This is a genomic window from Egibacteraceae bacterium (assembly GCA_040905805.1).
Lineage (GTDB): Bacteria > Actinomycetota > Nitriliruptoria > Euzebyales > Egibacteraceae > DATLGH01.
Window position 1 is genome coordinate 1 of record JBBDQS010000048.1, and the last position, 26,135, is coordinate 26,135.

The window sequence follows — 26,135 nt, forward strand, 5'->3', positions numbered from 1 at the left end:
CCCCCCCACACCCGGCACAGCAGAGAATCGCCCTCGCGGGCTCGGGCGATTCACGAGTCAGCCGGGTGTCGCTCATCAGGCCCGCCTCACCTCCACCGCTTGCTCCGACGCGTGCATCATAACCCGGGGCTCCACCGTGACCGCTTGCCGGTTCCGACGAGATGCCTGGTACGGGCGCTACCGCTGCGCGACGTGGGCGCCTGGGGGCTGAGCTCGGCCGCCGGCAGAATTCCCCCCCTGACACTGGTGTGGAGTTGTATGATGCTGCTCCTTGCAACGTCGCGGTGCCCACCACGGTGGCGTCCGCGGGCTCTGTTCCAAGGGACCGAGGTGTGCGGCGGGCAGGGTCGGGAGGCGAGCGAGCGACCGGGGCGGCTTGGCAGCGTGCCACCGCCGGTCCGGCGCTCGGGCGAGGGGTCGGAGCATGAAGCTGTCAGGTCGGGTCGCCCTGGTCACCGGGGCATCGCGTGGGATCGGGCGGGCCATCGCGTCGGCGCTCGCGGCGGAGGGTGCGGCGGTGGCGGTCAACTACCGCTCCCGTCAATCCGAGGCCGACGAGGTCGTGCGCGAGATCGAGGATGGCGGAGGCAAGGCGATCGCGGTCGGCGGCGACGTGGCCGACTACGAGGCGGCCGGCCGCATCGTCGAGGAGACCATCGGCGGGCTCGGCGGGTTGCACGTGCTCGTGAACAACGCGGGAATCGCTCGCGACGCGCTGATCTTCAACATGGAGCCCGAGGACTGGCTCGACGTCATGAAGGTCAACTTCGGCGGCGTGTTCAACTGCACGAAGGCCGTCATGTCCCACTTCATGGCGCAGCGAGACGGCGTCATCGTCAACATCTCCTCGGTCATGGGCGAACGCGGATGGACCGGCGAGTCGAACTACGCCGCCTCCAAAGCCGCGGTCAACGCTTTCACCCGGTGCGCCTCCCTCGAGCTCGCGCGCTTCGGCATCCGCGTGAACGCGGTCCTGCCCGGCTTCGCCCCCACGGACCTCGTCGCCGGCCTCGTCGAGCGTGACGGCGGCAAGGGCATCAAGAAGCAGCTGCCGATGCGCGCGCTCGGCAAGGTCGAGGAGATCGCCAACGTCGCGACCTTCCTCGCCGGACCCGACTCGAGCTACATGACCGGCACCCTGGTCCCCGTCGACGGTGGCGCACAGGCGGTGCTGGGCCTCGGCCGGCCGGACTAGGTTCCTCCGCAGGAGCTCCGCTACAGGAAAGGATCCGAGAAATGACGCAGTTGACGAAAGACAAGATCAGCAGCGAGGTGCAGACGGCCGTGGCCGAGGCGCTCGCCCTCGAGGACGACGAGGTGACACTGGACGCCACCCTGATGGACGAGCTCGGCGCCGAGTCGATCGACCTGCTCGACATCCTGTTCCGGCTCGAACGGTCCCTCGGTGTGAAGATCCAGGCCTCGGACCTGGCCGACCACCTCCAGGGCGGCATCCCCGACGAGGAGTTCTCCGACGAGAACGAGATCATCAACGATCGCGGTCTGGCCCAGCTGAAGACCGCCATGCCGCAGATCGACACCGACGAGCTGTCGGGCAACCTCAAGGCCGAGGACGTCATCAACCTGTTCACGGTCCAGAACCTGGTGGACATGGTCGCGGCCCGTGCCGAAACCTCCGCCGGCTGAGGGCGAGCAGGCCAGTCCGACCATTCGGGTCGGCATCGACATCGTCAGCATCGGTCGGGTCGAGCGCTTGCTGAGCGAGCAGCCCGCCGTCACGCAACGGGTGTTCACCGATCGCGAGCTCGAAGGCCTCGGCGGTCGTCGGCGGGTCCAACGGTTGGCCGGGCGCTTCGCCGCGAAGGAGGCGGTGCTGAAGGCCTTCGGCACCGGCCTCGGCCCGAGGATGAACTGGACCGACGTGGAGATCACGAGCGAACCGGGTGGCCGACCCAGGGTGCGCCTGGGCGGGGCGGTGGCGGCGGCGGCACGACGCGGCGGGCTCGCGTCCGTGGACGTCTCCGTGGCGCACACCGGCGATCTCGCCGTCGCCCACGCCATCGCGGTCTACCCGCGCTGAATCGGGAGGCAAGAGGATGCGCTTTCATCTCATCGACCGGATCGACAGCTACGAGCCGTCGACCGTCGTGCGGGCACGCAAGGTGACGTCGGTGAGCGAGTCGTACTGGGAGGACTCGCCGGCGGGCCCGATCATGCCCCCGCCGCTCGTGCTCGAGGCGCTGTGCCAGGCGGGGACCTGGCTGATCATGATCTCCACCGACACGCGCAAGCGCGCCGCGTTGCTCTCCGTCGCGTCGGTGTCCTTCCTCGCCGACGTGGAACCCGGAGATGTGATCGACCTCGTCGGCACGGTCGAGTCCATGACCGACGAGATGGCGGTTCTCTCGGGGACGGCCACCGTCGGGGACACCGCGGTGATGGAGGCCCGCGACATCATGTGCGCGCTGATCGACGCCGAGGACCTCCAGGGCATCGAGGACACCAACCGCCTGCGCGACACGCTCCTGCGCGACGTGGTGGCGACATGAAGCGGGTGGCGATCACCGGGATCGGTGCGGTCACGCCGCTCGGCAACGACGCCAAGACGACCTGGGCGGGGCTGATCGAGGGTCGCAGCGGCGTCACCCGGATCAGCACGTTCGACCCCGAGGGCTTCCCCGTGCGCATCGCCGGGACCGTGACCGACTTCGAGCTGGACCCGAGCTACGCCGACGAGAGCATGCGACGCCACCTGTCCCGCTCGGCGTCGTTCGGCCTGGCGGCCGCCGCCGAGGCGCTCGACTCCGCCGGGCTCGCCGACGCCTACCCGCCCGCGAGCCGCGGCGTGTCGGTCGCCAGCAGCGTGGGCCGACCGGAGCTGCAAGAGGTCAGCGACATCCTCGAGGAGTACGCCCGCACCGAGGGACGGCGGGTCCCGAGACAGTCGCCGTCCAGCGTCTTGCTGCGCGACCAGAACGTGGGCGCCCTGGCCATCAGCCGCTACGGTGACTGCCAGGGTCCGATGGTGAACATCAGCACGGCCTGCGCCGGCGCGGTGCACGCGATCGGCGAGGGCTTCCGCCTGGTCCAGGAGGGCGACGCGAGCATGGTCGTCACCGGTGGGTACGACGCCCTGACGACGTGGATGGACGTGTTGGGCTTCGCCCTCCTGGGGGCCCTGACGACCGAGTATGAGGACGAGCCGGAGCGCGCGTCACGGCCCTTCAGCGCCGACCGGGCCGGCTTCGTGATCGGCGAGGGGTCCGTCATGGTCGTGCTCGAGGACCTCGACGGCGCCCGCGGGCGGGGCGCACCCATCCTCGCCGAGCTCGCCGGATACGGCAGCAGCATGAACGCCTACCGGATCACCGACGCGCCGTCGGACGGCAAGGGACCGGACGCCGCCATGGCCGCGGCCCTGCGGGAGTCGGGTCTCGACGCCACCGACATCCACTACATCGCCGGTCACGGCACGGGAACCGCGGGCAACGACCTCTGCGAGACCGTCGCGATCAAGACGGTCTTCGGGCCGCACGCGTACGACCTGGCGATCAGCTCCACGAAGTCGATGGCGGGCCACCTCACGTCTGGGGCCGGCGGTCTCGGGCTCCTGGCGACGATGGGCGCGGTGCGCGAACACGTCGTCCCCCCGACGATCAACCTGGAGACGCCCGACCCGAAGCTGGACCTCGACTACGTCCCGAACACGGCCAGGCCGATGCGCGTCGACGCGGCGCTCGTCAACGCCTTCGCCTTCGGCGGCACCAACGCGGCGCTGGTCGTCCGCCGGTCCGACCCCGACGACGTGGAAGGTTGAGTCCCGTGCCTGCGCCCCTGGTCGTCCTCGACCGCGTCCTGAGCCTCGAGCGCGGGAAGCGCGGCAGCGCCATCCGCAACGTGCCGAACAGCCTGATTATCTTCGACACCCATTTCCCCCGCTTCCCGGTCCTGCCCGGCGTGCTGATTCTCGGCAGCATGGGCCTGCTCGCCGCGAAGGTGCTCGACGAGGGGGACGGGTGGTGGCGTCTCGCCCAGGCCGAGCGCGTGCGCTTCCGCCACTTCGTGCAACCCGGTGACCAGCTCGCCCTGTCCATCGAGGTCAAGGACGCCACGGCGTCCACGGCGACCTGCACGGCGACCGCCAGCGTCGACGGCAAACCCGTCACGACGGTCGGCCGGCTGCGGATGGCCCGGGCGGAGCACGCCGAAGGGGGTGCTCGGTGAGAGACGTCGTCGTCACGGGCGTCGGCGTGCTCACCGCCCTCGGCGTCGGCGCGGAGGCGACGTGGAGCGGTCTCGTGGAGGGGCGCAGCGGGATCGGGCCGCTCGAAGGGTTCGACGCGTCGACCCTGCACACGCGCATCGGTGCCGAGATTTCCGACTTCGACCCCACGGCGTTCGCCGAGCGGCGTTCGCTGCGGCTCATGACCCGCAACGAGCAGTTCGCCACCGCCGCCGCCAAGCTCGCCGTCGCGGACGCGGGGGCCGACCTGACCACCATCGACCCCTTGCGCACGGCGGCCTTCCTCGGTGGCAACAAGGAGATCTCCAACCCGATGAAGGTCGCCGACGCGATCCTCGCCTCACGCGGCCCCGACGGCGTGGCGACGATGGCCCGGCTGGCAACCGACGGTGTCAAGCAGTTCCACCCGTTGTTCTACGTCGAGGGCCTGCAGGCAGGGGCGCTGTTCTACGTCTCGGAGGCGTTCGGGATGAAGGGCGCCAACGCCTACTTCCACGGCACCGCGGACTCGGGGATGACCGCGATCGGGCGGGCCTTCCGCGCCGTCCGCCGCGGCGAGGCGGACGTCGCCGTCGCCGGGGGGTTCGACGAAGCGGTCTCCTGGTGGTCGATGGCCAAGATGGACGGGCTCGGGGTGCTTTCCACCCGCAACGACCTCGGCGCCGAGGCCTTCCGGCCCTACGACCGCGACCGCAGCGGCTCGGTGCTCGGCGAGGGAGCGGCCGTCGTCGTGCTGGAGACCGCCGAGCAGGCCAAGGCCCGCGACGCCAACGTGTACGCCAAGGTCGTGGGCTTCGGCGGGGGCAACGACGCGGAAGGCCTGCTGACCCCCAATCCCGAAGGCCGTGGTCTGGTCAACGCGGTCCGTGCCGCCCTGCGCGACGCCGGCGACGACCTCGGCGCGATCGACTACGTGGCCACGCACGGGGCCGCGACCCGGCTGGGCGACCCGAGCGAGACGCTCGCCCTGCGCACGGCCCTCGGTGCGGCCGCAGACGACGTGATGGCGAGCAGCATCAAGCCGGCCACCGGCCACCTCGTCGCGGCGGCCGGCGCACTCAACGTCGCCGTGGCGGCGCTGGCGGTCCGCCACGGTGTGGTGCCGCCGACGCTCAACCTCACGGACCCGGACCGCCACTGCGACCTCGACTGGGTCCCCGGGTCGGCGCGCGAGACCCCGGTCAACGGCGCCCTCGCGCTCGCGCGCGGCCTCGAGGGCCAGAACGTCGCGCTCGCCTTGCGGGCGGTGTGACAACCACAGACAGGAGGAGATCCGATGGCGACAGAGACTTCCCACCCGGTTCGGGTGATGGTCGCGGGCCTCGGGGCCGTCACGTCCCAGGGCGCGACGCAGGCGTCGTTCTGGGATGGGGTCAAGAACGGGCGGGTGGCGATCCGTCCCGTCAACCACCTGCCCATGGACGGCTACCGTACGCGGATCGCGGGCGAGGTCGCCGAGGTCCCCACGCCCAAGCACGACTACCTCAGGCCGGGTGGCTTCTCCGACCGTGCCTACGACTTCGCGCTCACCGCGGCCGAGGAGGCATTCGACGCCGCGGGCATCGACTTCGACGCCGTTGCCCCTGAGCGCTGGGGGGTGGTCGTCGGCACCTGCAACGCGGGGCTCCTGAGCGGCGCCCACTGGTTCCGCCAGCGCATGAACAACCGGGAACCCGACCCGAGGCTCGTGCTGCTCGTGCCGCCGCAAGCCATCGCCGAGGCGATCGCCGGGGCGTACGGGTTGCGGGGCCCCGTCCTGTCGGTGGACACCGCCTGCGCCGCCGGGGCGAACGCCATCGGCTACGGCGCCGAGCTCATCCGCCGCGGTCAGGCCGACGCCGTCGTGACCGGGGGCACCGACGGACTCTCAGACGTCCTCCTGGCCGGGTTCAACTCGCTCGAGTCGCTCTCGCCCGAGCCGGCCGCGCCGTACTCGAAGGACCGCCAGGGCCTGTCACTCGGTGAGGGCAGCGGCATGCTGGTGCTCGTCCGCGACGACATCGCCGAGCGGCTCGGCGCCCCCATGCTGGCTGAGGTCGCGGGCTACAGCCTGTCGGCGGACGGCTACCACGCGACGGCACCGCATCCGGAGGGCTTCGGGGCGGCACGGGCCATCCAGGGCGCGCTGCGCGCCGCGGGCGTCTCCACGGCCGACGTGGACTACGTGAACAGCCACGGCACCGGTACGTCGAAGAACGACCCTGCGGAGACCAGGGCGACCAAGGTGGGGCTCGGCGAGGAGGACGCCCGGCGGGTCGCGGTGAGCAGCACCAAGTCCATGGTCGGGCACCTCCTCGGCGCCGCGGGGGCGGTGGAGGGCATCGTGACGGTCCGGGCGATCGAGGAGCAGCTCGCCCCGCCGACCGCCAACTTCACCGAGGCGGACCCGGACTGCGACCTCGACTACGTGCCGAACGTGAACCGGGCCATGACCATCGACGTGGCGGTGTCGAACAACTTCGCCTTCGGCGGCGCCAACTGCTCCGTCGTGTTCAGAGCGCCCGGGGCCGCCGTTGCCGCCCACGCCGTCCCGCCGCCTGATCGGGTGGTGGTGACCGGGATCGGGGCCCTGACTGCGGCCGGGACGACGCTCGAGGCGCTGTACGAGGCGGCGGCCGGCGGCCGTGACCTCACCGTGTCCGAGGACGGCGTCCCACTCGGCCGGGTCGACGTGCGGCCGGGTGACTTCCTCACCCCCCGCGAGCGCAAGCGCGTCGATCGGCTCGGGGTCTTCTCGATCATCGCCGCCCGCTCGGCCCTCACCGACGCGGGCATCGAGATCGAGGAGGGCAACCGCGAGCGTGTCGGTGTGATCCTCGGCACCGGTGTCGGCCCGATGGAGTCGATGGAGGACTTCTCCGCTCCGCTGTTCGCCGAGGGGCCGCGAGCGGCCAACCCCGCGATCTTCCCCAACACCGTGTACAACGCCGCGGCGGGACAGGTCGCCATCAAGGTCGGGGTGGTGGGTCCGACGACCACCGTCACGGCCGGCCATGCGGCAGGCTCGTCCTCGCTTGTCTGTGCCTACGACCTCGCGGCCGCAGACCATGCGGACGTGCTGATCGCGCTCGGGGCAGATGCGCTGACCGACACGGTCATCGCCGCCTACCGGGGGCTCGGGGTGCTGGGCGACGGCAGCGGGAAGGGCTTCCCGCTGGCGGAGGCCGGCGTGGCGCTGGTGTGCGAGCGCCATGGCGCCGCGGCGGCCCGGGGACACATCCCCTACGGGGAGATCCTCGGCTACGGGATCGCCTCCGACGGTCTCGGCATCGGACGGTGGGACCCTGAGGGAAACGGCATGGAGCGGGCGATGCGCCTGGCGTTGGAGCAGGCCGGGCTGGAGGCCGACCGGATCGAGGCGGTGTACGCGAGCGCCGCCGGGTTGGCGGAGGCCGACGAGCCGGAGGCCGGCGCCATCCGGCGGGTGTTCGGCGACGGGGCCGAGGTCGTCGAGGTCAAGCGGCGGCTCGGGGAGCCGATGGGCGCCGGCGGCAGCCTGTGCGCGGCTCTGGCCCTGGAGGCGTTCCGGCGCGGGGACCGTGTGAATCCCGTCGTGGTCAACTCGAGCTCGCTCGGCGGCACGCACTTCGCGGTGGTGCTCGGCCCCGCCGGTGGATAGACCTCGGCGGTGACGACCACGGATCCCACCGCAGACACCTACGACGTCATCGTCGTGGGCGCGGGGCTCGGCGGGCTGTCGGCCGCCGCGCTCCTGGCCAAGGCCGGGCAGCACGTGCTCGTCGTCGAGCGCCAGGACGGGCCGGGTGGGTACGCGCATACGTTCCGCCGCGACGGGCGGGTCTTCGACCCGGCCATCCACGTCCTCGTGGAGGGCAAGGAGGGACGCAGCGTCGACCTGCTGCTGCGCCACCTCGAGGTGCGGGAGCGCTGCGACCTCGTCCGTCTTCCCGACCTCTACCGGACGGCCTTCCCGGACTTCGAGCTGACGGTCCCCTCCGGTCACGACGCGATCATCGACGCGCACGTCAGCCGCTTCCCCCACGAGGCGGATGGGATCCGGGCGCTCTACGATCTGCACGCCCGCTTCTTCCAGGACGCCACGCACCTGGCCATGCAGGTCTCCCTGCGCAATCTCGACGACATGGTCCGGGACTTCCCGACGTTCTTCCGTTACCGCAACGCCACCGTCGCCGACGTCCTCGACGAGTGCCTGCAGGATCCCCGCGCCAAGGCGGTGTGCTCGGCGATGTGGCCGTACCTGGGGCTGCCGCCGTCACGCCTGTCGTTCTTCGTCTTCTCCCAGGTCACCAGCGTGGTGGTCGACGGGGGCTCCTACTACAGCCGCGGTAGCTTCCAGCGCGTGGCGGACGCGCTCGTCGAGGCACTCGCCCGCGACGGCGGGGAGCTCGCCGTCGGCACCGAGGTGACCAGCATCGTCGTGGAGGGGGGCCAGGCGCGCGGTGTGCGGCTGGCTGACGGCCGGCAGCTGCGTGCCCCCGTCGTCATCTCCAACGCCGACGCACGGCTCACGTTCGAGCAGCTGGTCGGTCCCGAGCACCTGCCGGCGCGGTTCGTCAGGCGTCTCCAGCGCTTCGAGCCCGCCCTGTCGGCCTACGTGCTCTACGCCGCCACCGACATGGACCTGGCCGCCGCCGGCGCGGTGCACGAGACCTTCGTCTACCGCCACTGGGACCACGACGACACCTACCGCGACATCCTTGCCGGCGAGCCGGGTGGGATGTGGGTGAACGTCCCCACGATCGTGGACCCCTCCCTGGCGCCGCCCGGCGAGCACCTGCTCATCCTCACCGCCCTCGCCCCCTACGAGCTCGAGCGTCCCTGGGACCAGGAGAAGGATCGCTTCAGCGAGTCGGTGATGGCCGATCTCGACCGTCTCTACCCGGGGGTCTGCGGGCACATCACCTTCGCCGAGTCCGCGACGCCGGAGACGCTCCAGCGGCGCACCCTGAACCACCGCGGCGCAATCTACGGCTGGGCGGTGACGCCCCAGCAGGTGGGCAGCAAGCGCCTCCACCACGACACCCCCATCGACGGGCTCTACCTGTCGGGGCACTGGACCGAGGAGGGTCCGAGCTCCTTCCGCGTCCTGCTGTCGGGGGTCATGACAGCCCGGATGGTGGCGGCACACCGGGGGCTTGCCCACGACGCGGTCCCGACCTTCCGTCCCACCGACCTCCCCGACCTGGTCGGGTAGGAAGGAGCGCCCAACGTGACCACCGCCGACGAGCACAAGCAGATCGTCCTGCGCTACATCGAGGAGGTCTGGAACAAGAACGACCCCTCGAGGTTCGACGAGTTCGTCGCCCCCGACGCGGTCTTCCACGACCTCGTCCGGGAGGGCAGCTTCCCGCCCGGCAGGGCCGCCGCGCAGGAGAACATGCGCCGGTTCCAGAAGGCATTCGGGCCGGACATGACGATGGAGATCCACGACGTCATCGCGGAGGGCGACCGGGTCGTGTTCCGCTTCACGTCCGACGCCGTGCACCGCGGTGAGTTCCAGGGATTCCCCCCGACCTACCGTTCGGGGACGGTGAACGGCCTCGTCGTCGTGCGCATGGAGGACGGGCGCATCGCCGAGGGCTGGGCGGAGCTCGACCAGATGGGCGTGGCGCGCCAGCTCGGTCTCATGCCCGGGCGGATGCCCCGTCCGCTGGCCCGGGCCATGGTGGCCGGTATCCGCCTCCGCGACCGGCTGGCCCGGCGCCGCTCGTCGGGGGACCGACCCGAGGCGACCCGGTAGCGACGTCAACCGAATCGAGTCGCGGGAGCAGCCATGCCCAGCGCAGCGGACCGTGTCAGGAACGTCTTTCCCTCGCTCATCCTGCGCTCGCCCCTGCACCCGATCATGAGCGGTCGCTATGCGATCATCGAGTTCACCGGCCGCAAGAGCGGTCGCCGCTACGCCACGCCGATCGCCTACGTCCGCGACGGCGACCGTGTCCTGCTGTCGACCGACTCGCCGTGGTGGCGCAACGTGGCCGGGGGTGCCCCGGTGCGCCTGCGCTTGCGGGGTCGCACCGTCGCGGGCACGGCGACGGCGATCACCGACCCCGAGGAGGCCGCGGCCATCATCCGCCGACTGCTCGACGCGATCCCCTCCTATGCCAAACCGGCGCATCTGGCCCGGGAGGGCGGGCGGGTGAGCGACGCGGAGGTCGCGCGCGGCGTGGCCGCGGGCCGGGTCGGCATCGAGGTCGTCCTCGAGGGGTCGCGGTGATGCTCGTCGAGATCGCACTGGTGGCGACGATCGTGCTCGTCGGGGTGGTGGCCGGCAACGAGATCGGGACGCTCGTGGTCATCCACCCCGCCCTGGACCGGGTTCCCTACGCGTCCGGGCGGCCCGCCGCCCAAGCGGTCGTCGCGCGCTTCGGGCGGGTCATGCCCGTGCTGATGCCGATCACGATCGCCGTGACGTTCGTCACGGCGTTGGTCCTCGACGGCACCCCATCCGTGCTGCTGCTCCTCGCCGGCGCGGCGCTGGTCGCGATGCTCATCGTGACCTTCGCCGGTCTCATGCCGCTCAACACCAGCCAGCTCGGGGCTGATGAGACCACGCCGGCGGACGAGTGGTACGGCTGGCGTGCACGGTGGCTGCGGCTGCACGCCGTGCGGGTCGTCTGCGACCTGGCCGCGCTCGTCCTGGTCGCGGTGGCCGCCGTCGTCCGCTGACGGTGCCGGCGGGTTAGACTCCAAGGCGCGAGAAGGGCGGTCGGCGTCGGGTGCCGGCGGGAGGGGGCTCCATGGCAGGGACCAGGGTGCTCGTCGTCGGCGGCGGCCTCGGCGGTGTGGTCGCTGTCATCGCCCTCCGGCAGGCAGGGCTGGACGCCGTCGTGTTCGAAGCTGCCCGGTCGGTCGAGGACGTGCTGCGCCTGGCAGCCGAGTGCACGGGCTTCGAGGAAGACCGCAAGGGTGTCACGGACATGGAGGCAGTGCCGGGCGCTCGTCCGGAAAGGGGTGGTGAGGTGACATGACAACCAGCGCAAAGCGCGTGCTGATCATCGGCGGCGGCATCGGCGGGACCGCGGCAGGGGTGGCGCTGCGGCAGGCCGGGCTCGACGCGCAGGTGTTCGAACGGTCCCCTGATCTTGCCCGGACCCATGTCGGCGGTTGCTACGTCCTGTGGTTCGCGGGCGTGATGTCGTTGTCCCAGCTCGGTCTCGCGGACAAGGTCCATGCGCGCGGGCACCCGGTCACGCGCTTCGAGATGTGCGGCGCGAACGCCCGCGTGCTGAGCGCCGCCGACGTCGGCGAGCACGGACAGTCGCTCGGGGTGATGCCGGTGGCGGTCCGCCGGGCCGACCTCCTCGGTGTGCTCACCGACGCGCTCGACAAGGACGCGCTGCACCTCGGCGCGACCTTCCGGGATGTGGTGCAGGACTCGGTCACGGTGACCGCCACGTTCACCGACGGACGCCGGGAGAGCGGCGACGTCCTCGTCGGCTCCGACGGGCTCGACTCGTCCGTGCGCGCCCACCTGCACGGTCTCGAGCCGGCCCGACATCCCGGGTACGCCCACTGGTCGGCGATCGCGGACGGCGACGGCGGCGCGCCTCCAGGGGTGTTCCGCGTCCTGCACGGCGACGGCGCCCGGTTCGCGTTCTTCCACATCGGTGACGGGCGGGTGTGCTGGTGGTGCGTCCGCAACGCCCCGCCGGGACCGGCAGGTGACCGCTACGGCGACTACGACGAGCTGACCTCGTTCTTCCGCGGGTGGGACCCGACAGCCGCCGCGCTCCTGGCGGCGACCCCCCCGAAGGCCATCCACCGGCGTGACACGCTCGACCGGCCGCCGCTGCGCCGCTGGGGTCGCGGCAGGGTCACGTTGCTCGGCGACGCCGCGCACGCCATGACCTTCGACCTCGGCCAGGGCGCCGGCACGTCCCTGACGGACGCGGTCACCCTGGCCGCCCACCTGTCCGACAAGCCCGTGCTCGCCGGGCTGCGCACCTACGAGGACCTGCGGCGCTGGGTCACCACACCGCTGGTGCGGATGTCGCGGCTGGTCGGCGCCGCCTCCTCGTGGGACTGGCCGTTGGGCCCCAAGCTGAACGAGGCCTTCGTGGCCGCAGGCCGGCGGGGAGGGACGGTCGGGGCCCTGAAGCGCGACCTGCGGGGGCACCCGGCGATGCTGACCGAACGAGGAGGCGAACGTGCCGACACCTGAGGAGAACAAGGCGGTCATCCGCCGCTACCTCGAAGAGGCCTGGAACCGGGGCGACTGGACGGTCGCGGAGGAGGTCGTCGCCGAGGACGCGGTCTTCCACGACCAGGTCCGGGAGGGCGAGCTGCCACCCGGCCGGGAGGGCGTGCGCGTCGCCATGGAGCGGGTCCGCACCGGGATGCCCGACATGACCATGGACATCCACGAGGTCGTCGCCGAAGGCGACATGGTCGTCGTGCGTTGGAGCGCGACGGCAACCCAGGCGGGGCCCTTCAACGGCATCCCGCCGACCGACCGTGTCGCCACGCTGCACGCCATCAGCATGGTCCGCATGAAGGACGGACGCATCGTGGAGGGCTGGCAGGAGGCGGACAGGATGGGGCTGGCCCAACAGCTCGGGCTCATGCCCAAGGGGCAGATGCCCCGCCCGGTGGCCGGTGCGCTGGCCTTCGGGATCCGCTGCAAGGACCGCCTGGCCCGGCGGCGCCGGCGCTAGCTCATGCGGGGGTGGCGGCGGTCCAGTCGACGACGACGCCTGCGTAGATCCACTTGGTCGCCTCCACACCGATGAGCACCACCCGCTGTTCGGGTTGGATCATGCCCCTGCGCCACGCGTGGTCGAGGAACAGCGGCACCGCCGCGGAGCCGCAAGCCCCGGTCATGGCGAGGTTGTCGAAGATCTTGCCCTCCATCGCCTTCCACTCGTCGGTCAGCAGACCGTGCTCGGCAAGCGAGTCGAGCATCCACCCGACGTTGCCCTCGGGGATCAGGCACCAGTCGACGCTCTCGGCGGCGATGCCGCTGCGGCCGAGGGTGTCCGCGAGCGAATCCACCACCATCTGCGGGGTGAAGTCGCCGGCGCCGACCACGTCGACCTGGAGGTCGACCAGGCGCTTCCTGCTCAGCTGCTCGTGGATCGGCGCGTGCGTGCCGCCACCGATCGAGTGGATCCCCGCCTTCCTGGTGCCACCGATGGCGCACTGCGCCGAGCCGATGATCCCGCCCTGGTCGCTGTCGGTGGCCTGTAGCACGAAGGCTCCGGCCCCGTCCCCGAACATGTACAGGGGCAGCCGGTCACGCATGCGGATCTTGTTCGGGTCCTTGCCCACGAACACCGGAGCCATGACCGGCGAGATCGCCTCGCTGCCCACGACGAGGGCGAACTCGTGGTCACCGCGCTCCAGCATCATCCGCGCGATGTCGAGCCCCTGGACACCGCCCGCGCCCCCGGACCGCAGCTCCATGGTGGCGCAGCGCTCGAGACCGAGCCGCTCCTGCAGCAGGTTCACACACGCGGGCAGGTGGTACTCGGGGGTCCCGGTGGACTGGATCATCAGGCCGAGCTGACCCGCTTCGACCCCGGCGGTCTCCAAGGCCCTGACCGTCGCCTTGTAGGCCATGTCGGTGTTGCTCTCGTGGTGCTCGCCGGTCTCGGGGTCGATCATCCAGTACCGCTGCTGGATCGAGATGCCCTCCTGCACGTCGGGGGAGAGCGACCCGACCAACCGCTCGATCTGGTCGTTGTCGATCGGGTCACCGGGCTGGTAACCCCCCGTGCCGATGATGTGCACCCTGCCCATGCTGCCCGCTTTCGCTCAAAGGCCCGGCGGCCATGTTCCCCCTCCGCCTCATGAGGGTCAAGGCCCATCCGTTCCGTCGCAGCCCGTAGACGGGCGTCGCGGCCGGGTGTAGGTTCCGGTGGTTGGGGCCGGGGGACTGTCGCACGGTGATGGGCGGCCCTGGGGCGAGGGAAAGGTGGGGCACATGGCTGTGCAACAGGCGCCAGACTTCACGATCGGCCACCTCGAAGGTCATACGGTGAGCCTGAGCGACCACCCGGGGAAGAAGGTGGTGATGTTCGCGGCGCGCAACAGCGCTGACCAGGCGAAGCAGGCGACCCAGGCGATCCGCCAGCGCTACGACGCCGAGGAGTTGCCGGTCCTGCTGATCGTCGACGTCAGCAGCCTCCCGCGGGTGATGCATCGTGTCGCCAAGTCGCAGCTGAAGAAGGGCTACGCCGAGGCCGTCGAGATGGCGAAGGCCGACTACGCGCAGCAGGGGAAGGCCTTTCCCGCGGATGCGTCCAAGGTCGTGGTCATGCTGCCGGACTACGACGGCTCGGTCACGGCCGGCTTCGACGTGGGCGACGTCGACAAGGCGGCGGTCGCGGTGCTCGTGGACGAGGGCGGCAAGGTGCTGGGCAGCGCGTCAGGCCCCGGGGCCGGCGAGCAGATCCTTCAGCTGCTCGGCTGACCGCCGGTCGCCGTCGACCGAGGTTGTCCCGGTCGCCGTCGACCGGCAGTCCGGGCTCTGGTACCTCCGGCGGACGGGGAGGAGGAAGACATGCCATCGGGGGGGAGTGGTGGGGCGGCCGAGGACTCGGCGCGTCTGGTGGATGTGGCCGACGAGGTCGCCGATGTGGTCGTGTTGGGTGGTGGGCTGGCGGGTTTGAGCCTTGCGTTGCAGCTGCGGCGGGCTGCGCCTGGGCTGTCGGTGGTGGTCGCCGAGCGTCGGGCGTATCGGCCGAGGTCGGCGGCGTTCAAGGTCGGTGAGTCGACGTCGGAGGTCGGGGCGCACTACTTCGCGAACGTGTTGGGCTTGGGTGAGTATCTGCGGGAGGCGCAGGTCCGCAAGAACGGGTTGCGCTTCTTCTTCTCTGCGGGGGGCAACCTGGACATCGCCGAGCGTGTCGAGTTCAGCACGCCGTTGCACCCGCAGATTGCGACCTACCAGCTTGACCGGGGCCTGTTGGAGAACACGTTGTGGGACCGCAACCGGGCGGAAGGCAGCGTGGTGCTGCGCGGTTGCCGGGTCGAGGACGTCGAGCTCTCGGCCGACGGGCATCGGGTCAGCCTGCTGCAGGGCGCGCCGCTTCGCGACCAACCATCTGGCCGGGCAGGGGTACTGGGTGTGGTTGATCCAGCTGGCGTCGGGGCCGATCAGCATCGGGGTGTGCGCGGACCCGCGGTTCCACCCGTTCGGGCGGATCGCGTCGCTGGAGGCGTTCGTGGACTGGTTGGGTGAGCACGAGCCGCAGTTGGCCGCGACGCTGGACAGCCGCCGCGACGAGGTCATGGATTTCCTCACGGTCGAGGACGTCGCGTACGGCACCGGTCAGATGTACTCGCCCGACCGGTGGTGTCTGACCGGTGAGGCGGGGTTACCTGAACCCTGAACCTCTACGCCGACCAGTACGCCCTCTACGGCAACACCCAGGTCATGGTCGCCAAGCTGACCTTCGACACGCTGCTGTACTGGTCGGTGATGTGCCAGTACTTCCTTCACGACAAGTGGGACGACCTCGAGTGGCTCCCCGCCAACATCCCCGAGGTCGACGTCGCCGCGCTGATGGCACGCGTCCAACGGTTCTTCCGGGAGTGGCACGAGCTGGAGCCGCGTCGCTGGCGGGACGCGCTCGTCCCCGTGGCCGACTTCCTGCCGTTGCACGACCGGCAGGTCGACATGGCCACGCCGCTGGACGACGACGATGCGCTGGCGGGTCGCCTCGCCGAGGGCTTCGACGTGGTGCTGTGCCTGGTGGTGGCGCTCTTCCACAAGGCGCTGGAGCTGTTGCCCGACCAGCACATCGACCCGGACACGCGCATTCAGCCGCTGGCCGTGGGCCTCGATCCCGGCGCGTGGGAGGCCGACGGACTGTTCGACGACGGCGGCATCTCGCTGGCCGAGGCACTGGAGCGCCTCCCCGGCATCGAGGCGATCTGGCTCGACCGCTACGCCAAACCCGTCGAGGACGAGGGGTGATCATCGCTCAGCCCTCGACGGCGGCGTCGAGGTGGTTGAGTGCGAAGAACTCGTCGGTGACGAACAGTGCCTCCCGGATCTGCTCCCTCGTGCTGCGGCTGTGCAGGGCCGTCAGCTCCGCCCGCCCGTCGGGATAGCGCATGATCGCCTTCACGGTCGACGCGTCGACCCGCAGCTCGTTCCAGGACGGGGGCACGAGACCGCGGAGCCGCGCCGTCGCCGCAGTCGAGCAGTTGGCCACCAGCGTCCCCCCGAGCGACCAGAAGAAGGGGACGTGGCGGTGGCCGGTGAGGACGATGTCCACCTCGAGGTCGCTGATCAGGGTGAGCACGTCCCCGGCGTCGTTGACGACGCTCATCTCACGACCCGAGCCGGGGATGGGCAGGACGTGATGGTGCAGGAGCAGGATCTTGAGATCGTCGGGCCGGTCGAACTGCTCGCGGATCCACACGTACCACTCACGGCCGATATGGCCCTCCTCGAGGTCAGGTTGCGAGGAGTCGAGCCCCACCACGGTGATGCCGGACAGGCGGAGGCGCTCGCTCCGCAGCGGTTCGAGCTCCAGCCGCCGGCGCAGGAAGCGGCCACCGAAGTGGCGGAGGAAGTGGACGTAGCCGACGTTGCGTGAATCGTGGTTGCCCGGGACCACCACCGTGGGGGCCGTCAGCTGTGCCAGCCAGGAGACCGCCTCCTCGTACTCCCATGCGTAGCCGCTGGCCGTGAGGTCGCCGGCGACGAGCACGACGTCGGGTTCACTGCTGTTGACCTGGGCGACGACGTCGGCCAGCAGCCGGGGGCGGAACGTCGGCTCGCCGCAGTGGATGCTGCCCAGGTGGGCGATCCGCACCGGCTCGATCATTGTGGGCTCCTCTCCCGCACCCGGCGTCAGGCGACCGGATTGGACACGCGGAACGCCTCCGTGAGGTAGAACGCCTCGCGGATCAGCTCCCGGGTGGTGCGGCTGCGGATCACCGACAGGCTGCGATGCCCGGTCTCGTAGTGCATGAACACCTTGATCGTCGACGCGTCCACCTGGATCTCGTTCCACGACGGTGGGGTCAGCCCGCGCAGCCGGCGGGTCGCCGCCGTCCCGGAGTTGCACACCAGGAGCCCGTTGAGCGCCCAGAAGAACGGGACGTGCTTGTGGCCGGACAGGACGAGGTCGACGCCGAGGTCCGTGAGCAGCTCCAGCAGCTCGCCGGCATCGGCGATCGTGTTGCGCTCACGCCCGGTGCCGGGGATCGACACCAGATGGTGGTGCAGGACGAACACCTTGAGGTCGTCGGCGTGATGGAACTGGTCGCGTATCCAGTCGTAATGCGGGGCGCCGACCTCTCCCTGGTTGACGTCGGCCTGGGACGAGTCCACGGCGACGACCGTGAGGCCGCCGGCCCGGATGCGCTCCGCTCGCTCCGGCGACAGCGGCAGCCGCAGGGCGCTGAACCGCGCGCCGAAGTGCCGTTCGAAGTGCACGTTGCCGAGGTTGCGCGCGTCGTGGTTGCCGGGCACGACGACGACCGGCGCCTCCAAGCGACCGATCCATCCGGCGGCCTCCGCGAACTCCTCGCCGTAGCCGGCGGCCGTGAGGTCACCCACCACGGCGACGGCGTCTGGGCGCAGGGCGTTGATCCGCTCCACGGCCTGCTCCAACAGGGAGGCTTCGAACGTCGGGGTGCCGCAGTGGATATCGCCAAGCTGAGCTATGCGCAGTGGATGGTCGGTCACTGCCATGTGGCCCTGCCCGCGCGCTCCGTCGGTGTGGGGCATGCACCCCGGATGATCCCGTATTCTCGCACCGAGAGGGAGGTGGAGGCCGTGGTGCGTCGTATCACGCACAGTCTGGTCAAGGCGCTCCGTCAGGTCCGGGAGTTCGCGGGGCTGTCGGATGCCGCTCTCCTCGAGGTCGTCGGGGCATCGGTGAACCTCTTCTTCCCGGCTGGTGCGGTGGTCTTCCGCAAGGGCGCCACATCCGATGGCCTGTACGTCGTCCTGTCCGGGCGGGTGATCGTCGCCGACGAGCCCGGTGGGCCGGAGGTTGCCCAGATCGGCCCGGGAGACTACTTCGGTGAGCAGTCCCTCCTCCTGGAGACCACGCGGTCGCACAGCGTCGCGGCTGTGCAGGACGCTGAGATCCTCGTGCTGCCGGCGAGCTCGTTCCAGCGGCTGCTCGAGGGCAACCCGGTCCTGGCGGGCCAGGTCGAGGACAAGCTCCGAGCCCGCCTTGCGGCCACGGACGGTCCGGGCAGCGCGGGACAGGGTCCTGCAGCCGGATGACCGCCGGTGGGGAGTCCTGCCCACGCCCTAGTCCCGCAGGTACCCGTACCGGCCCCGGTGGAAGATCAAGGGCCGGGGCGCATCCGCATCGGCGCCGATGGCGAGCACCTCACCGACGAAGATCTCATGGTCTCCGCCCGGATGCTGGTCCGCCACCCTGCAGTCCATGAACGCGGCCACCCCATCGATGACCGGCGAGCCTGTGACCACCTCGCGGTGGGGGATCCCGCGGAAGGCGGCGGTGCCCCTGGGGCGATCACGAGACGCGAAGTAGTTGGACAGGACCTCCTGCTCGGCGGTCAGGATGTTGACCGCGAACACCCCATTGCGCTCGAGAGCCTCGCTGCCCTGCGTGCCGCTGATGACGCACACGAGGATGAGGGGCGGGTCGAGGGACAGCGACGAGAAGGCATTGGCGGTCATCCCGTACGGCTCGTCCTGACCCTGCGTGGTGATGACCGTCACGCCGGTTGCGAAGGCCCCCATGACCGCCCGGAACTCCTTGACGCCGAAGGGCTCCACGGCCAGCTGCTGCAGCCTCTGCATCAGGCATCTGCCCCAGCGTGCGACGGCCCCCCGCCGAGCTCCCCGAGGCGGCGCTGGATGACGTCGTCGAGGTTTTGCGTGGTGGACAGCGACTGGGCGACCAGCGACCGGAATGCCTCCCGCGGCATCGCCAAGAGCGTCGTTGGGGCCACTGCCCGAACCGTGGCGGTGCGGGGGATGTCGCGCAGGATCGCCACCTCGCCGAAGAACTGCCCCGGCCCGAGGGTGGCCACCGTCTGTTGCGAACCGCCGTTCTCGCGGACGACCTCGACCTCGCCTTCGACGATGATGAAGAACTTGTCGGCCGGCCCCCCCTGCCGGACGATGACCTCCCCGGACTCCACCTGCACGGTCTGCAGCCGGGCCTGGAGGCCGGCGATCTCGGCCGGCGGCAGGTCCCGGAGGACGTTGAAGACCTCGGTGCGCTGGAACACCGACCCGAGACCCCTCGCGTTCTCCGGCGCCGCGCTCGTGTTGTCGATGAACTGCACCCGGGTGGGCGCGATGCGGAAGAACGCGATGTGGCTGTTCTCGGTCCCCGCCACCTCGGGGAACTTCACGCCGAACCGCTGCACGGCGTGCTCGATCTGCGCGGCGTCGAGGATCTGGCGGGCCTCGCCCTCGCCCTGGATGCCCTTGGTCTGCGTCCAGTCAGCGGTGTACTGGTCGACCGTGAAGGACACGGCCGGGTTCTGGTCGATGTGCTGGGCGGTGACGGAGTCCGGCCGGGTCCACACGTACAGCGTCAACCCGTCGCTCGCGTACAGCAGCGTCGCGGCGTGCGGCAGACCGCCCGACGATGCCGTGGCCAGGGTCAAGGTCTGCTGGGACTCCAGGTATGCCAGCGCCTTGGGCGAGACCTCGGGTGCGGCATCCTCCGGATCGGTCATGGCGTCCCCCTCCAGGAGCGTCGTGCTCGTACCCTATCGCAGCACCTCAGATGGCCGTACGGCGCCGCAGCACCAGCCAGGTGATGGCGGTGAAGGCCACGATGAAGGCACCCATGATGAGCCAGTTCTGCCAGATGGCGCGGGAGAAGCTGTCGCTGTACTGCAGCGCCAACGCCGCTCCCACGGGGTTCTGGGACTCCTCGAAGAGGTCGAGGAGGTTGGCTGCCCTGCCGAGAGCCTCGAACCCCCACCGCAGTGCGATGATATTGGAGAGCTCGCGACCGACGGTGTTCATCTCGGACACCGCGACGATCGCTCCCGACAGCAGCACCTGCGGCAGGATCCACGCCGACAGCAGGTCGGTCGCCACCTGCGACGTGGGCGCGATGGCCGACGTAAACAGCGAGAAGGCCAGTCCGACCAGGGCGATGACGAAGAGCGTGATCATCAGGGGGGCGTACACGTTCAAGCCCTCGTCGGGCAGGCGGTCGGTCACCCACATCATCGCCACCATGACCGTGACCGCCAGGGCGAGCACGGGCGCGAGGAACGTGGTCTTCGACAAGAGGTAGGGGAAGACGGCGAGATTCACCAGCCGCTCTCGTCGGAAGATGGCGAACTCCTTCACGATCTCCTGCACGCCGTACAGCAGGCCGAAGAGGAAGGCGGTCATCGACAGGAAGAAGAGCAGCTGGAACGCCGACGTGGGGTTGTTGGGCCCCGGTTCGAAGAGGTCCGTGCGGAACAGCGCGATCAGCAGGGCGGCGAAGATCACCGGCTGGGCGAAGAGCGGGATCATCCGGGGTGGGTTGCGCACGTACAGCTCGGCGGTGCGACGGCTCAGCACGGCGAACTGGCGGACCCACAAGCCCAAGCCGCGAGCGGGCCGCGCGATCGAGGCCCCCGCCGCGGCCTGCGCGGGCGTCGAATCGGCCGGTCGCTGTTGGTCGGCCTTCATCGCACGGTACTCGGGGGATTCCCGGAAGCGCGCCGCCCACTCCTCCGGCGTGCCCTCGTTCTCCAGCTTCACGTAGATCTCGTCGAAGACCTCCACGCCGAAGTACTCCAACGCCCGCTTGGGGGGACCGGCGAATGCCAGGTGGCCGCCGCCTGCGAGGAACACGATCTTGTCGCACAGGCCGACGTTGCTCGTCGCGTGCGTGGTGAGGAGCACGGTGCTGCCCGCTCGTGCCAGGTCGCGCATCAGCGTCATCATCGAGGCGTCGGTGGCGGGGTCCAGACCTGAAGTGGGCTCGTCGAGGTAGAAGACCCGGGGTCGGGTCAACAGCTCCACCCCGATGCTGGCCCGCTTGCGCTGCCCGCCGCTCAGCTTGTCGACGCGAAGACCGGCCTGCTCGGTCAGCGAGAGCTCTTCCAGAGCCCGGTCGACGGCTTTGCCCCGCTCCTCGGGCGTGGTGTCGCCCGGCAGGCGCAGACGCGCGGCGAAGTCCAGCGTGACCCGCAGGGGTAGCTCGGTGTGGATGATGTCGTCCTGCGGCACGTACCCGAGCGTCGTGCGGTACAGGGCCCGCTGCGCGTAGTAGTCGCCGCCGTTGTACAGCACCTGCCCGCCGGTGGCGGGGCGCACGCCCGAGAGGGCGTCCATGAGGGTGCTCTTTCCCGCCCCGCTGCCACCGACGATCGCCACGAGCTCGCCGGGCAGCACCGTCAGCGAGACATTCTGGAGGAGGTTCTTGCCCTTCGTGACCACCTTGCGCAGCCCGGACGCGTCGATGCGGATCCCGCGTGGTTCCGTGACCCGTTGCAGCTCGCGCCGGTCGAACAGCAGACGCTGGTCCGCCAACCAGATCTGGTCCCCGTCCTTGAGCTCGGCACGTCGGACCTCCGCGCCGTTCAGGAAGGTGCCGTTCGCGCTGCCGAGGTCGGCCAGCTCGTAGCTGTCGCCGAAGCGGCGCACCACCGCGTGACGGGCCGACACGACGGTGGAGTCCAGCACGACGTCGTTGTCAGGATGGCGCCCGATCCGCAGCTCCTGGCGATCCGCGAGCATGGCCGCGAGGTTCAGGTGCTCGATCGCGTACTCCTGCGAGGTGCGGCTCCGAAGCTCGGCCGCCTGCTGGACGGCTTCCGCGAGCGCAGGTTGCTGCTCCAGCAGCTGCCGGAAGTCGTTCGCGCCGATCATCCACAGCCGAGCAGCAGTCTCCGCACGCACCGTGGCGCTGCGGGGCTGGCCGCTGGTCAGGGACATCTCGCCGAAGAACTCCCGGGGCCCCAAGCGAGCGATCGTCTTCGGTGGATCGCCGGAGCCGGCCTGGACCAGGAGCGTCCCGAGCTCGATCAGGTAGGCCGCGTCGCCGGCGTCACCCTCGCGGACCACGACGTCTCCTGCCGCGACGTCAACGGGCCGCAGCAGCTTCGCGACGTCGGGCAGCGACAGGGGGGACAGCAGCTGGAAGATGCCGATCCTGCTCAGCATGTCGATGCGACGGCTGTCGCTTGCCGCCGCCCTGGTCGGGATGGAAGTCGTGGCGTGGAATGGTGGTTTGTGTTCCTGCCCGACCATGCTCAACCTCCATCAAACGACCCTGATGGCGGACCTCCGTTTGCGGACAGGAACCGCCCTGAGTTCCCCGACAGGCTTGCCCCGCGTGCAGGTCGGATCGTAGCGCCTCGGAGCCGTCAGGCACAGGTCTGATCCGTTCCTATCCGTGCGTCAGCCCGGGGCAACGGGATCACGGCTCACCAGCGCCAGCAGGGATGGCAGGACCAGCAGCGAGGCTGCCAGCGCCAAGAAGATCATCACCGCCGTGAGCAGGCCATACGAGGCAAAAAGGGGCATGGGCGCGAGGGCGAGGATGCCGAAGCCGAGCATGCTCGAGAGCGCCGACGCCCCGAGCGCCAGGCCGGTGCTGGCCCCGGTCGCCCGCAGCGCCGCCTCGCGGGTGGAGAACTGGGCGATCTCCTCCCGGTAGCGCATGGTGATGTGGATGGCGAAGTCGATGCCGATGCCGATGGAGATGGCCCCGATGGTCGCGGTGACGAGGTTGATCGTGAACCCGAACGCGTACATGAACGCGTATAGCCACGCGACGACGAGCAGGATCGGCACGATGCTCACGACCGCGTAGCGCAGGCTGCGCATGAAGATCGCGGCGACGAGCAAACAGAGCACGATCGCGATCGGCAGGGAGATCTGCAACGCCCGGGCGATGGCGTCGAGGCTGGCCTGCCGCGCGAACGGCGCACCGGTCAGCACCGCTGTCGCGGCGGGGTCGATGGCCTGCAGGCGATCCTCCAGGTCGGCCACGAGCGGCTCGAGCTGGGTCCGGGCCGCCTCGACGCCCTCCTGCCCGCGGGTACCCGTGATCGGGAAGTCGACCCTGCTTGCCTGCGTCTCCCCATCCGGCGACTGGTACAGCACCTCCCCGACGGCGTCGGGGGTCCGTGCCAGCCGCGCCTCGTCGGCGGCCACACCGGCCTCGAGCACGGTCGTGTAGACGGCCGCCAGCTGCTCGGCGGTGTCGGGAAGGCCATCCCCGTCGTCGTCGGTCAGCTCCACACCAGCCGATGCGGCGACGGCCGCGGCGGCGGCAGGGGCCTCGGCGACATCCCGGACGACGCCGAGGACGCCGTCCTCGAGCTGCACCCTGCCGTCGTCGTCGCGGGCCAGGGCCGGGCTGTCGGCGGCGTGGATCGCATCGACGAACTCCTGCACGGCCGTGAGCGCGCGAGGATCGGTGAGGTCGCCCTCGAGATACACGATCCCCGGCTCCCCGACGGACCCGGCGAAGTGCTCGTCGATCTTGTCCAGCCCCACGACGAAGTCGCTGTCCGGCGTGAAGAAGTCGTTGACGTCGAACTCGGCCGGGACCTGCACCGCGAAGAAGGCACATCCCACCGTGATGCCCAACACGACCGGCAGCAGCGCCACCCGGTAGCGTGCCAGGCCGGCGACGACGCCACCGAGCGTGGTGGCCAAACGCCCGGGGTCGCTGGCGCGCGGCTCGGACGTCGCCGGCTCGGTGACCGCACCGTCGGCGGTCACCGGCTGCGGCGATGCGGCCGCGCGACCCGCGATGACGCAGGGGGCGACCAGGAAGGCCACGATGTACAGGCCCAGCAGGGCGACACCCGCGGCGGGCAGGACGAAGGCGCTCAGCACGACCGACCCCATCGCGGCCCCGGATGCCAGCACCGACCCGACGACGGCCAGCAGCCGCCGGCGCGGAGACCGCGGTGCCGGCCCGACACGCTCCTCGACGCGCATGAGCACGACCGGGGCCACGATGCCGAGGACCAGGAACGCGGAGAGCAGCCCGAGCGATGCGGCGATGCCGAACTGCACGATCGACTGGATCCCCGACGACACGTTGGCGAGGAAGGCCGCCGCGTCGGAGCTGAGCGCGAGGACCAGTGCACCCATCACCCCGCTCATGCCCAGGAGCAGCCCCACCCTCGGGGTCGTGCCGGCTGCCCGCACCTCCTTGTAGCGGCCGAACGCATGGAAGGCGAAGTCCACCCCGAACGAGATCATCGCGATCGGCACGATGGTGCTGAGGATCTGGTCGGCCTCCATGCCGAGCAGATTGGACAGGCCGTTCAGCCAGACGATCAGCGTCGCGAGCCCGCCGCCGACGATGGCGACCGGCCAGTAGGACCGGTAGGTCAACCCCACGATGAACAGGACGCCGAGGATCGCGAAGCCGATGAAGGGCCCGGCTGCCTGCCCCTGCTCCGCGCTGGTGAGGTTCACGTCGATCGCGATGCCCCACGTGCGGCTGTGGGCCTCGCCGCCTTCGAGCACCTCGACGACGTCGCGGGCGAACTCCTCCTTGGTCGTGTCGTCCACGCCGATCGTGGCCCCGGCCGGCGGCCCCCCGACGGCGTCGTCGTCGGCGAGCACGACGAAGCTGGTGGCCGGCACCAGCCAGTCGCCGGTGTCCGGGTCGCGCGTCGACTGTGCCGACAGCCCCAGCTCGGCGATCCCCGCGTCCTCGATCAGCCGGCTTGCCGCCGACCGGACGTCCGCGTCGTTGGCTGCGGCCAAGCCGCCGATGCCGGTCTGCCGGAGCTCGGCGTCCACCATGTCGGCGATCGTGTGGAGGCCGTCCACCTCCATGTCGGCCTGCGGATCGAAGAAGGACCACAGCTTGGGGCCGATGTCGGGATCGTCGCGCAGGGCCTGGCCGTTGGCGAGCAGTTCCGCAAGGGGTTCGGCGCGCAGCAGGTCGCCGTCACGGGCCTCCACCACGAATGGGATGAGGAACGTGGGCGACGCGAACCGCTCGTTGACGAAATCGCGGGCCGTGAACACCTCCCCGGCGGGCTCCTGCGACGCGAAGCCGTCCGGGGGCAGCGCGAGGAACGGGACGGCGAGCAGGGCGGTGGCCGCCAACGCCAGCGCGATGACGATCCCCGAGCGGCGGGCCATCCAGCGCACGAGCCGCGACGGCTCGTCGGGGTCCCGCTTCGGGACGACCGGCTCGGGGCCAGCCGGCTCCGGCGAAGGGGTCTCACGGCGCTGATCGCCTCGCTTGAGCCCGCGGACGTCGAAGACGAGGCGCTGGTCCGCCAGCCGGATCTGGTCACCGTCCTTGAGCTCGGCCACGCGCACGGGTGCGCCGTTCACGAACGTCCCGTGGGCGCTGCCGAGGTCCGACAGCTGGTAGCCGTCCCCGAACTGACGGACGACCGCATGCTGGGCGGAGACGGCCGGCGCGTCGAGCACGAGGTCGTTGTCGGGATGGCGGCCGATGCGCAGCTCGTCGCGTTCGGCCACATCGGAGGCCAGGTTGCGGGGGCCCTCCGCGGGCTTCCCCTGCTCGCTGGAGCTGGCGCGTAGTGCCGCCGTCTGACGCAGGCCGCGCGCCAACCCCGGCTCGCGTTCGAGGAGACGCTGGACGTCCGTGGCACCGATGGCCCACAGGCGCGCGGCGGTCTCCGCCCGCACGGTGGCGCTGCGCGGCTGGTCGTTCACGAGGGCCATCTCCCCGAAGAACTCCCCGGGGCCCAGCCGGGCGATGGGCTCCCGCTGCTCGCCGGCTTCGGGCTCGACCAGCACGGTGCCCTGCTCGATCAGGTAGAGGGCGTCACCGGTGTCGCCCTCCCGCACCACGACCCGACCGGCGGTCACCTCGATGGGTCGCAGGAGCTCGGCGACGTCGGTCTGCGACAGCGGCGACAGCAGCTGGAAGACCGCCACCCGACTGAGCATCTGCACCCGTCGCGGCAGGTCCGTGGCCTCCGGCGTCAGCGGGATGGCACTCGTGGCCTTCTCCGGGCGCTGCTCCTCCCGTCCGACCATGCCGCACCCTCCGGTCCGCGGACTCGGGCGCCAGGTGAGGGAGCTCGCCCC

The 26,135-nt window shown here is 70.7% G+C and carries 27 protein-coding genes; 20 read left to right on the plus strand and 7 right to left on the minus strand.

Translation table 11 applies throughout. The annotated features are described in order from the left end of the window. Positions 1-424 precede the first annotated feature (424 nt). The 15 genes from WD250_05560 to WD250_05630 all read left to right on the plus strand — a co-directional run bounded on the left by WD250_05560 (position 425) and on the right by WD250_05630 (position 12,843). On the plus strand, positions 425-1,195 hold the full coding sequence (locus WD250_05560; GenBank protein MEX2619667.1) for a 3-oxoacyl-ACP reductase family protein: 771 nt from the start codon (positions 425-427) through the stop codon (positions 1,193-1,195). Positions 1,196-1,236: 41 nt separating this feature from the next. Next, entirely contained in the window at positions 1,237-1,647 is a 411-nt protein-coding gene (locus WD250_05565) for a phosphopantetheine-binding protein (protein ID MEX2619668.1), read from the plus strand. Then, a complete protein-coding gene (gene acpS / locus WD250_05570; protein ID MEX2619669.1) occupies positions 1,625-2,041 on the plus strand; it encodes a holo-ACP synthase in 417 nt (138 codons plus the stop codon). Before WD250_05565 ends, acpS begins: the two co-directional genes overlap by 23 nt. A gap of 16 nt (positions 2,042-2,057) precedes the next feature. Continuing rightward, positions 2,058-2,510, plus strand: a complete 453-nt coding sequence (locus WD250_05575) for a hypothetical protein (GenBank protein ID MEX2619670.1) — start codon at positions 2,058-2,060, stop codon at positions 2,508-2,510. Continuing rightward, on the plus strand, positions 2,507-3,778 hold the full coding sequence (locus WD250_05580; GenBank protein MEX2619671.1) for a beta-ketoacyl-[acyl-carrier-protein] synthase family protein: 1,272 nt from the start codon (positions 2,507-2,509) through the stop codon (positions 3,776-3,778). Before WD250_05575 ends, WD250_05580 begins: the two co-directional genes overlap by 4 nt. Positions 3,779-3,783: 5 nt before the next feature. Beyond that, positions 3,784-4,185 carry a hypothetical protein gene (locus tag WD250_05585; GenBank protein ID MEX2619672.1) on the plus strand — a complete coding sequence of 134 codons (402 nt, stop codon included), beginning with the start codon at positions 3,784-3,786 and terminating at the stop codon, positions 4,183-4,185. Beyond that, positions 4,182-5,456, plus strand: coding sequence for a beta-ketoacyl-[acyl-carrier-protein] synthase family protein (locus tag WD250_05590; protein ID MEX2619673.1), 1,275 nt, complete (start codon positions 4,182-4,184; stop codon positions 5,454-5,456). Before WD250_05585 ends, WD250_05590 begins: the two co-directional genes overlap by 4 nt. A 24-nt stretch (positions 5,457-5,480) precedes the next feature. Beyond that, positions 5,481-7,823 carry a beta-ketoacyl-[acyl-carrier-protein] synthase family protein gene (locus WD250_05595; protein ID MEX2619674.1) on the plus strand — a complete coding sequence of 781 codons (2,343 nt, stop codon included), beginning with the start codon at positions 5,481-5,483 and terminating at the stop codon, positions 7,821-7,823. Between the two features lie 9 nt (positions 7,824-7,832). Beyond that, entirely contained in the window at positions 7,833-9,380 is a 1,548-nt protein-coding gene (locus WD250_05600) for an NAD(P)/FAD-dependent oxidoreductase (GenBank protein ID MEX2619675.1), read from the plus strand. A 15-nt stretch (positions 9,381-9,395) separates the two neighbouring features. After that, positions 9,396-9,926 carry an ester cyclase gene (locus tag WD250_05605; protein MEX2619676.1) on the plus strand — a complete coding sequence of 177 codons (531 nt, stop codon included), beginning with the start codon at positions 9,396-9,398 and terminating at the stop codon, positions 9,924-9,926. A 33-nt stretch (positions 9,927-9,959) separates the two neighbouring features. Continuing rightward, positions 9,960-10,403, plus strand: a complete 444-nt coding sequence (locus tag WD250_05610; protein ID MEX2619677.1) for a nitroreductase/quinone reductase family protein — start codon at positions 9,960-9,962, stop codon at positions 10,401-10,403. After that, on the plus strand, positions 10,403-10,855 hold the full coding sequence (locus WD250_05615; protein MEX2619678.1) for an anthrone oxygenase family protein: 453 nt from the start codon (positions 10,403-10,405) through the stop codon (positions 10,853-10,855). Before WD250_05610 ends, WD250_05615 begins: the two co-directional genes overlap by 1 nt. An 86-nt stretch (positions 10,856-10,941) precedes the next feature. Further along, complete coding sequence (locus WD250_05620; protein ID MEX2619679.1) at positions 10,942-11,157, plus strand: hypothetical protein; 216 nt, start codon at positions 10,942-10,944, stop codon at positions 11,155-11,157. Then, a complete protein-coding gene (locus WD250_05625) occupies positions 11,154-12,350 on the plus strand; it encodes an NAD(P)/FAD-dependent oxidoreductase (GenBank protein MEX2619680.1) in 1,197 nt (398 codons plus the stop codon). The genes WD250_05620 and WD250_05625 overlap by 4 nt, the downstream gene beginning before the upstream one ends. After that, positions 12,337-12,843 (plus strand): ester cyclase, encoded by a 507-nt coding sequence (locus WD250_05630; GenBank protein ID MEX2619681.1) that lies wholly within the window; start codon positions 12,337-12,339, stop codon positions 12,841-12,843. The genes WD250_05625 and WD250_05630 overlap by 14 nt, the downstream gene beginning before the upstream one ends. A 1-nt stretch (position 12,844) precedes the next feature. Here the strand turns inward: WD250_05630 and WD250_05635 are convergent, their stop codons facing one another. Next, positions 12,845-13,927 carry a 3-oxoacyl-ACP synthase III family protein gene (locus WD250_05635; protein MEX2619682.1) on the minus strand — a complete coding sequence of 361 codons (1,083 nt, stop codon included), beginning with the start codon at positions 13,925-13,927 and terminating at the stop codon, positions 12,845-12,847. A 184-nt stretch (positions 13,928-14,111) separates the two neighbouring features. On the opposite strand from WD250_05635, the gene WD250_05640 reads away from it, so the two are divergent. The 4 genes from WD250_05640 (at position 14,112) to WD250_05655 (ending at position 16,109) form a co-directional block, all read left to right on the plus strand. After that, positions 14,112-14,600, plus strand: a complete 489-nt coding sequence (locus tag WD250_05640) for a hypothetical protein (protein MEX2619683.1) — start codon at positions 14,112-14,114, stop codon at positions 14,598-14,600. Between the two features lie 90 nt (positions 14,601-14,690). Then, positions 14,691-15,371: an NAD(P)-binding protein gene (locus WD250_05645; protein ID MEX2619684.1), complete on the plus strand. Its 681-nt coding sequence runs from the start codon at positions 14,691-14,693 to the stop codon at positions 15,369-15,371. Then, a complete protein-coding gene (locus WD250_05650; GenBank protein ID MEX2619685.1) occupies positions 15,355-15,522 on the plus strand; it encodes a hypothetical protein in 168 nt (55 codons plus the stop codon). Before WD250_05645 ends, WD250_05650 begins: the two co-directional genes overlap by 17 nt. 44 nt (positions 15,523-15,566) lie before the next feature. Next, positions 15,567-16,109: a hypothetical protein gene (locus WD250_05655; protein ID MEX2619686.1), complete on the plus strand. Its 543-nt coding sequence runs from the start codon at positions 15,567-15,569 to the stop codon at positions 16,107-16,109. A 7-nt stretch (positions 16,110-16,116) separates the two neighbouring features. Here WD250_05655 and WD250_05660 read toward each other — a convergent pair whose 3' ends face one another. Further along, positions 16,117-16,968, minus strand: coding sequence for a metallophosphoesterase (locus WD250_05660; protein ID MEX2619687.1), 852 nt, complete (start codon positions 16,966-16,968; stop codon positions 16,117-16,119). A 26-nt stretch (positions 16,969-16,994) separates the two neighbouring features. Next, positions 16,995-17,840 (minus strand): metallophosphoesterase, encoded by an 846-nt coding sequence (locus WD250_05665; protein ID MEX2619688.1) that lies wholly within the window; start codon positions 17,838-17,840, stop codon positions 16,995-16,997. Between the two features lie 84 nt (positions 17,841-17,924). Between WD250_05665 and WD250_05670 the strand changes: the two genes are divergently transcribed. Continuing rightward, the gene (locus WD250_05670; protein ID MEX2619689.1) at positions 17,925-18,383 is read left to right on the plus strand and encodes a cyclic nucleotide-binding domain-containing protein; all 459 of its coding nucleotides are present in this window, start codon (positions 17,925-17,927) and stop codon (positions 18,381-18,383) included. A 27-nt stretch (positions 18,384-18,410) separates the two neighbouring features. Here WD250_05670 and WD250_05675 read toward each other — a convergent pair whose 3' ends face one another. The 4 genes from WD250_05675 to WD250_05690 form a co-directional block, all read right to left on the minus strand. Then, positions 18,411-18,929: a flavin reductase family protein gene (locus WD250_05675; GenBank protein MEX2619690.1), complete on the minus strand. Its 519-nt coding sequence runs from the start codon at positions 18,927-18,929 to the stop codon at positions 18,411-18,413. Continuing rightward, complete coding sequence (locus WD250_05680) at positions 18,929-19,819, minus strand: cyclic nucleotide-binding domain-containing protein (protein MEX2619691.1); 891 nt, start codon at positions 19,817-19,819, stop codon at positions 18,929-18,931. Before WD250_05680 ends, WD250_05675 begins: the two co-directional genes overlap by 1 nt. Positions 19,820-19,865: 46 nt before the next feature. Continuing rightward, complete coding sequence (locus tag WD250_05685) at positions 19,866-22,256, minus strand: ATP-binding cassette domain-containing protein (GenBank protein MEX2619692.1); 2,391 nt, start codon at positions 22,254-22,256, stop codon at positions 19,866-19,868. Positions 22,257-22,493: 237 nt separating this feature from the next. Continuing rightward, on the minus strand, positions 22,494-26,084 hold the full coding sequence (locus tag WD250_05690) for an MMPL family transporter (GenBank protein MEX2619693.1): 3,591 nt from the start codon (positions 26,082-26,084) through the stop codon (positions 22,494-22,496). Positions 26,085-26,135: the final 51 nt, after the last annotated feature.

Bases quoted from the DNA above. Each gene is read 5' to 3' on its own strand.
- WD250_05690 (MEX2619693.1), bottom strand. From the start codon at position 26,084: ATGGTCGGACGGGAGGAGCAGCGCCCGGAGAAGGCCACGAGTGCCATC.
- WD250_05660 (MEX2619687.1), bottom strand. From the start codon at position 16,968: ATGATCGAGCCGGTGCGGATCGCCCACCTGGGCAGCATCCACTGCGGC.
- WD250_05640 (MEX2619683.1), top strand. From the start codon at position 14,112: ATGGCTGTGCAACAGGCGCCAGACTTCACGATCGGCCACCTCGAAGGT.
- WD250_05685 (MEX2619692.1), bottom strand. From the start codon at position 22,256: ATGCTGAGCAGGATCGGCATCTTCCAGCTGCTGTCCCCCCTGTCGCTG.
- WD250_05625 (MEX2619680.1), top strand. From the start codon at position 11,154: ATGACAACCAGCGCAAAGCGCGTGCTGATCATCGGCGGCGGCATCGGC.
- WD250_05665 (MEX2619688.1), bottom strand. From the start codon at position 17,840: ATGGCAGTGACCGACCATCCACTGCGCATAGCTCAGCTTGGCGATATC.
- WD250_05680 (MEX2619691.1), bottom strand. From the start codon at position 19,819: ATGACCGATCCGGAGGATGCCGCACCCGAGGTCTCGCCCAAGGCGCTG.
- WD250_05655 (MEX2619686.1), top strand. From the start codon at position 15,567: ATGGTCGCCAAGCTGACCTTCGACACGCTGCTGTACTGGTCGGTGATG.
- WD250_05580 (MEX2619671.1), top strand. From the start codon at position 2,507: ATGAAGCGGGTGGCGATCACCGGGATCGGTGCGGTCACGCCGCTCGGC.
- WD250_05615 (MEX2619678.1), top strand. From the start codon at position 10,403: ATGCTCGTCGAGATCGCACTGGTGGCGACGATCGTGCTCGTCGGGGTG.
- WD250_05560 (MEX2619667.1), top strand. From the start codon at position 425: ATGAAGCTGTCAGGTCGGGTCGCCCTGGTCACCGGGGCATCGCGTGGG.
- WD250_05565 (MEX2619668.1), top strand. From the start codon at position 1,237: ATGACGCAGTTGACGAAAGACAAGATCAGCAGCGAGGTGCAGACGGCC.
- WD250_05595 (MEX2619674.1), top strand. From the start codon at position 5,481: ATGGCGACAGAGACTTCCCACCCGGTTCGGGTGATGGTCGCGGGCCTC.
- WD250_05575 (MEX2619670.1), top strand. From the start codon at position 2,058: ATGCGCTTTCATCTCATCGACCGGATCGACAGCTACGAGCCGTCGACC.
- WD250_05645 (MEX2619684.1), top strand. From the start codon at position 14,691: ATGCCATCGGGGGGGAGTGGTGGGGCGGCCGAGGACTCGGCGCGTCTG.
- WD250_05610 (MEX2619677.1), top strand. From the start codon at position 9,960: ATGCCCAGCGCAGCGGACCGTGTCAGGAACGTCTTTCCCTCGCTCATC.
- WD250_05675 (MEX2619690.1), bottom strand. From the start codon at position 18,929: ATGCAGAGGCTGCAGCAGCTGGCCGTGGAGCCCTTCGGCGTCAAGGAG.
- WD250_05635 (MEX2619682.1), bottom strand. From the start codon at position 13,927: ATGGGCAGGGTGCACATCATCGGCACGGGGGGTTACCAGCCCGGTGAC.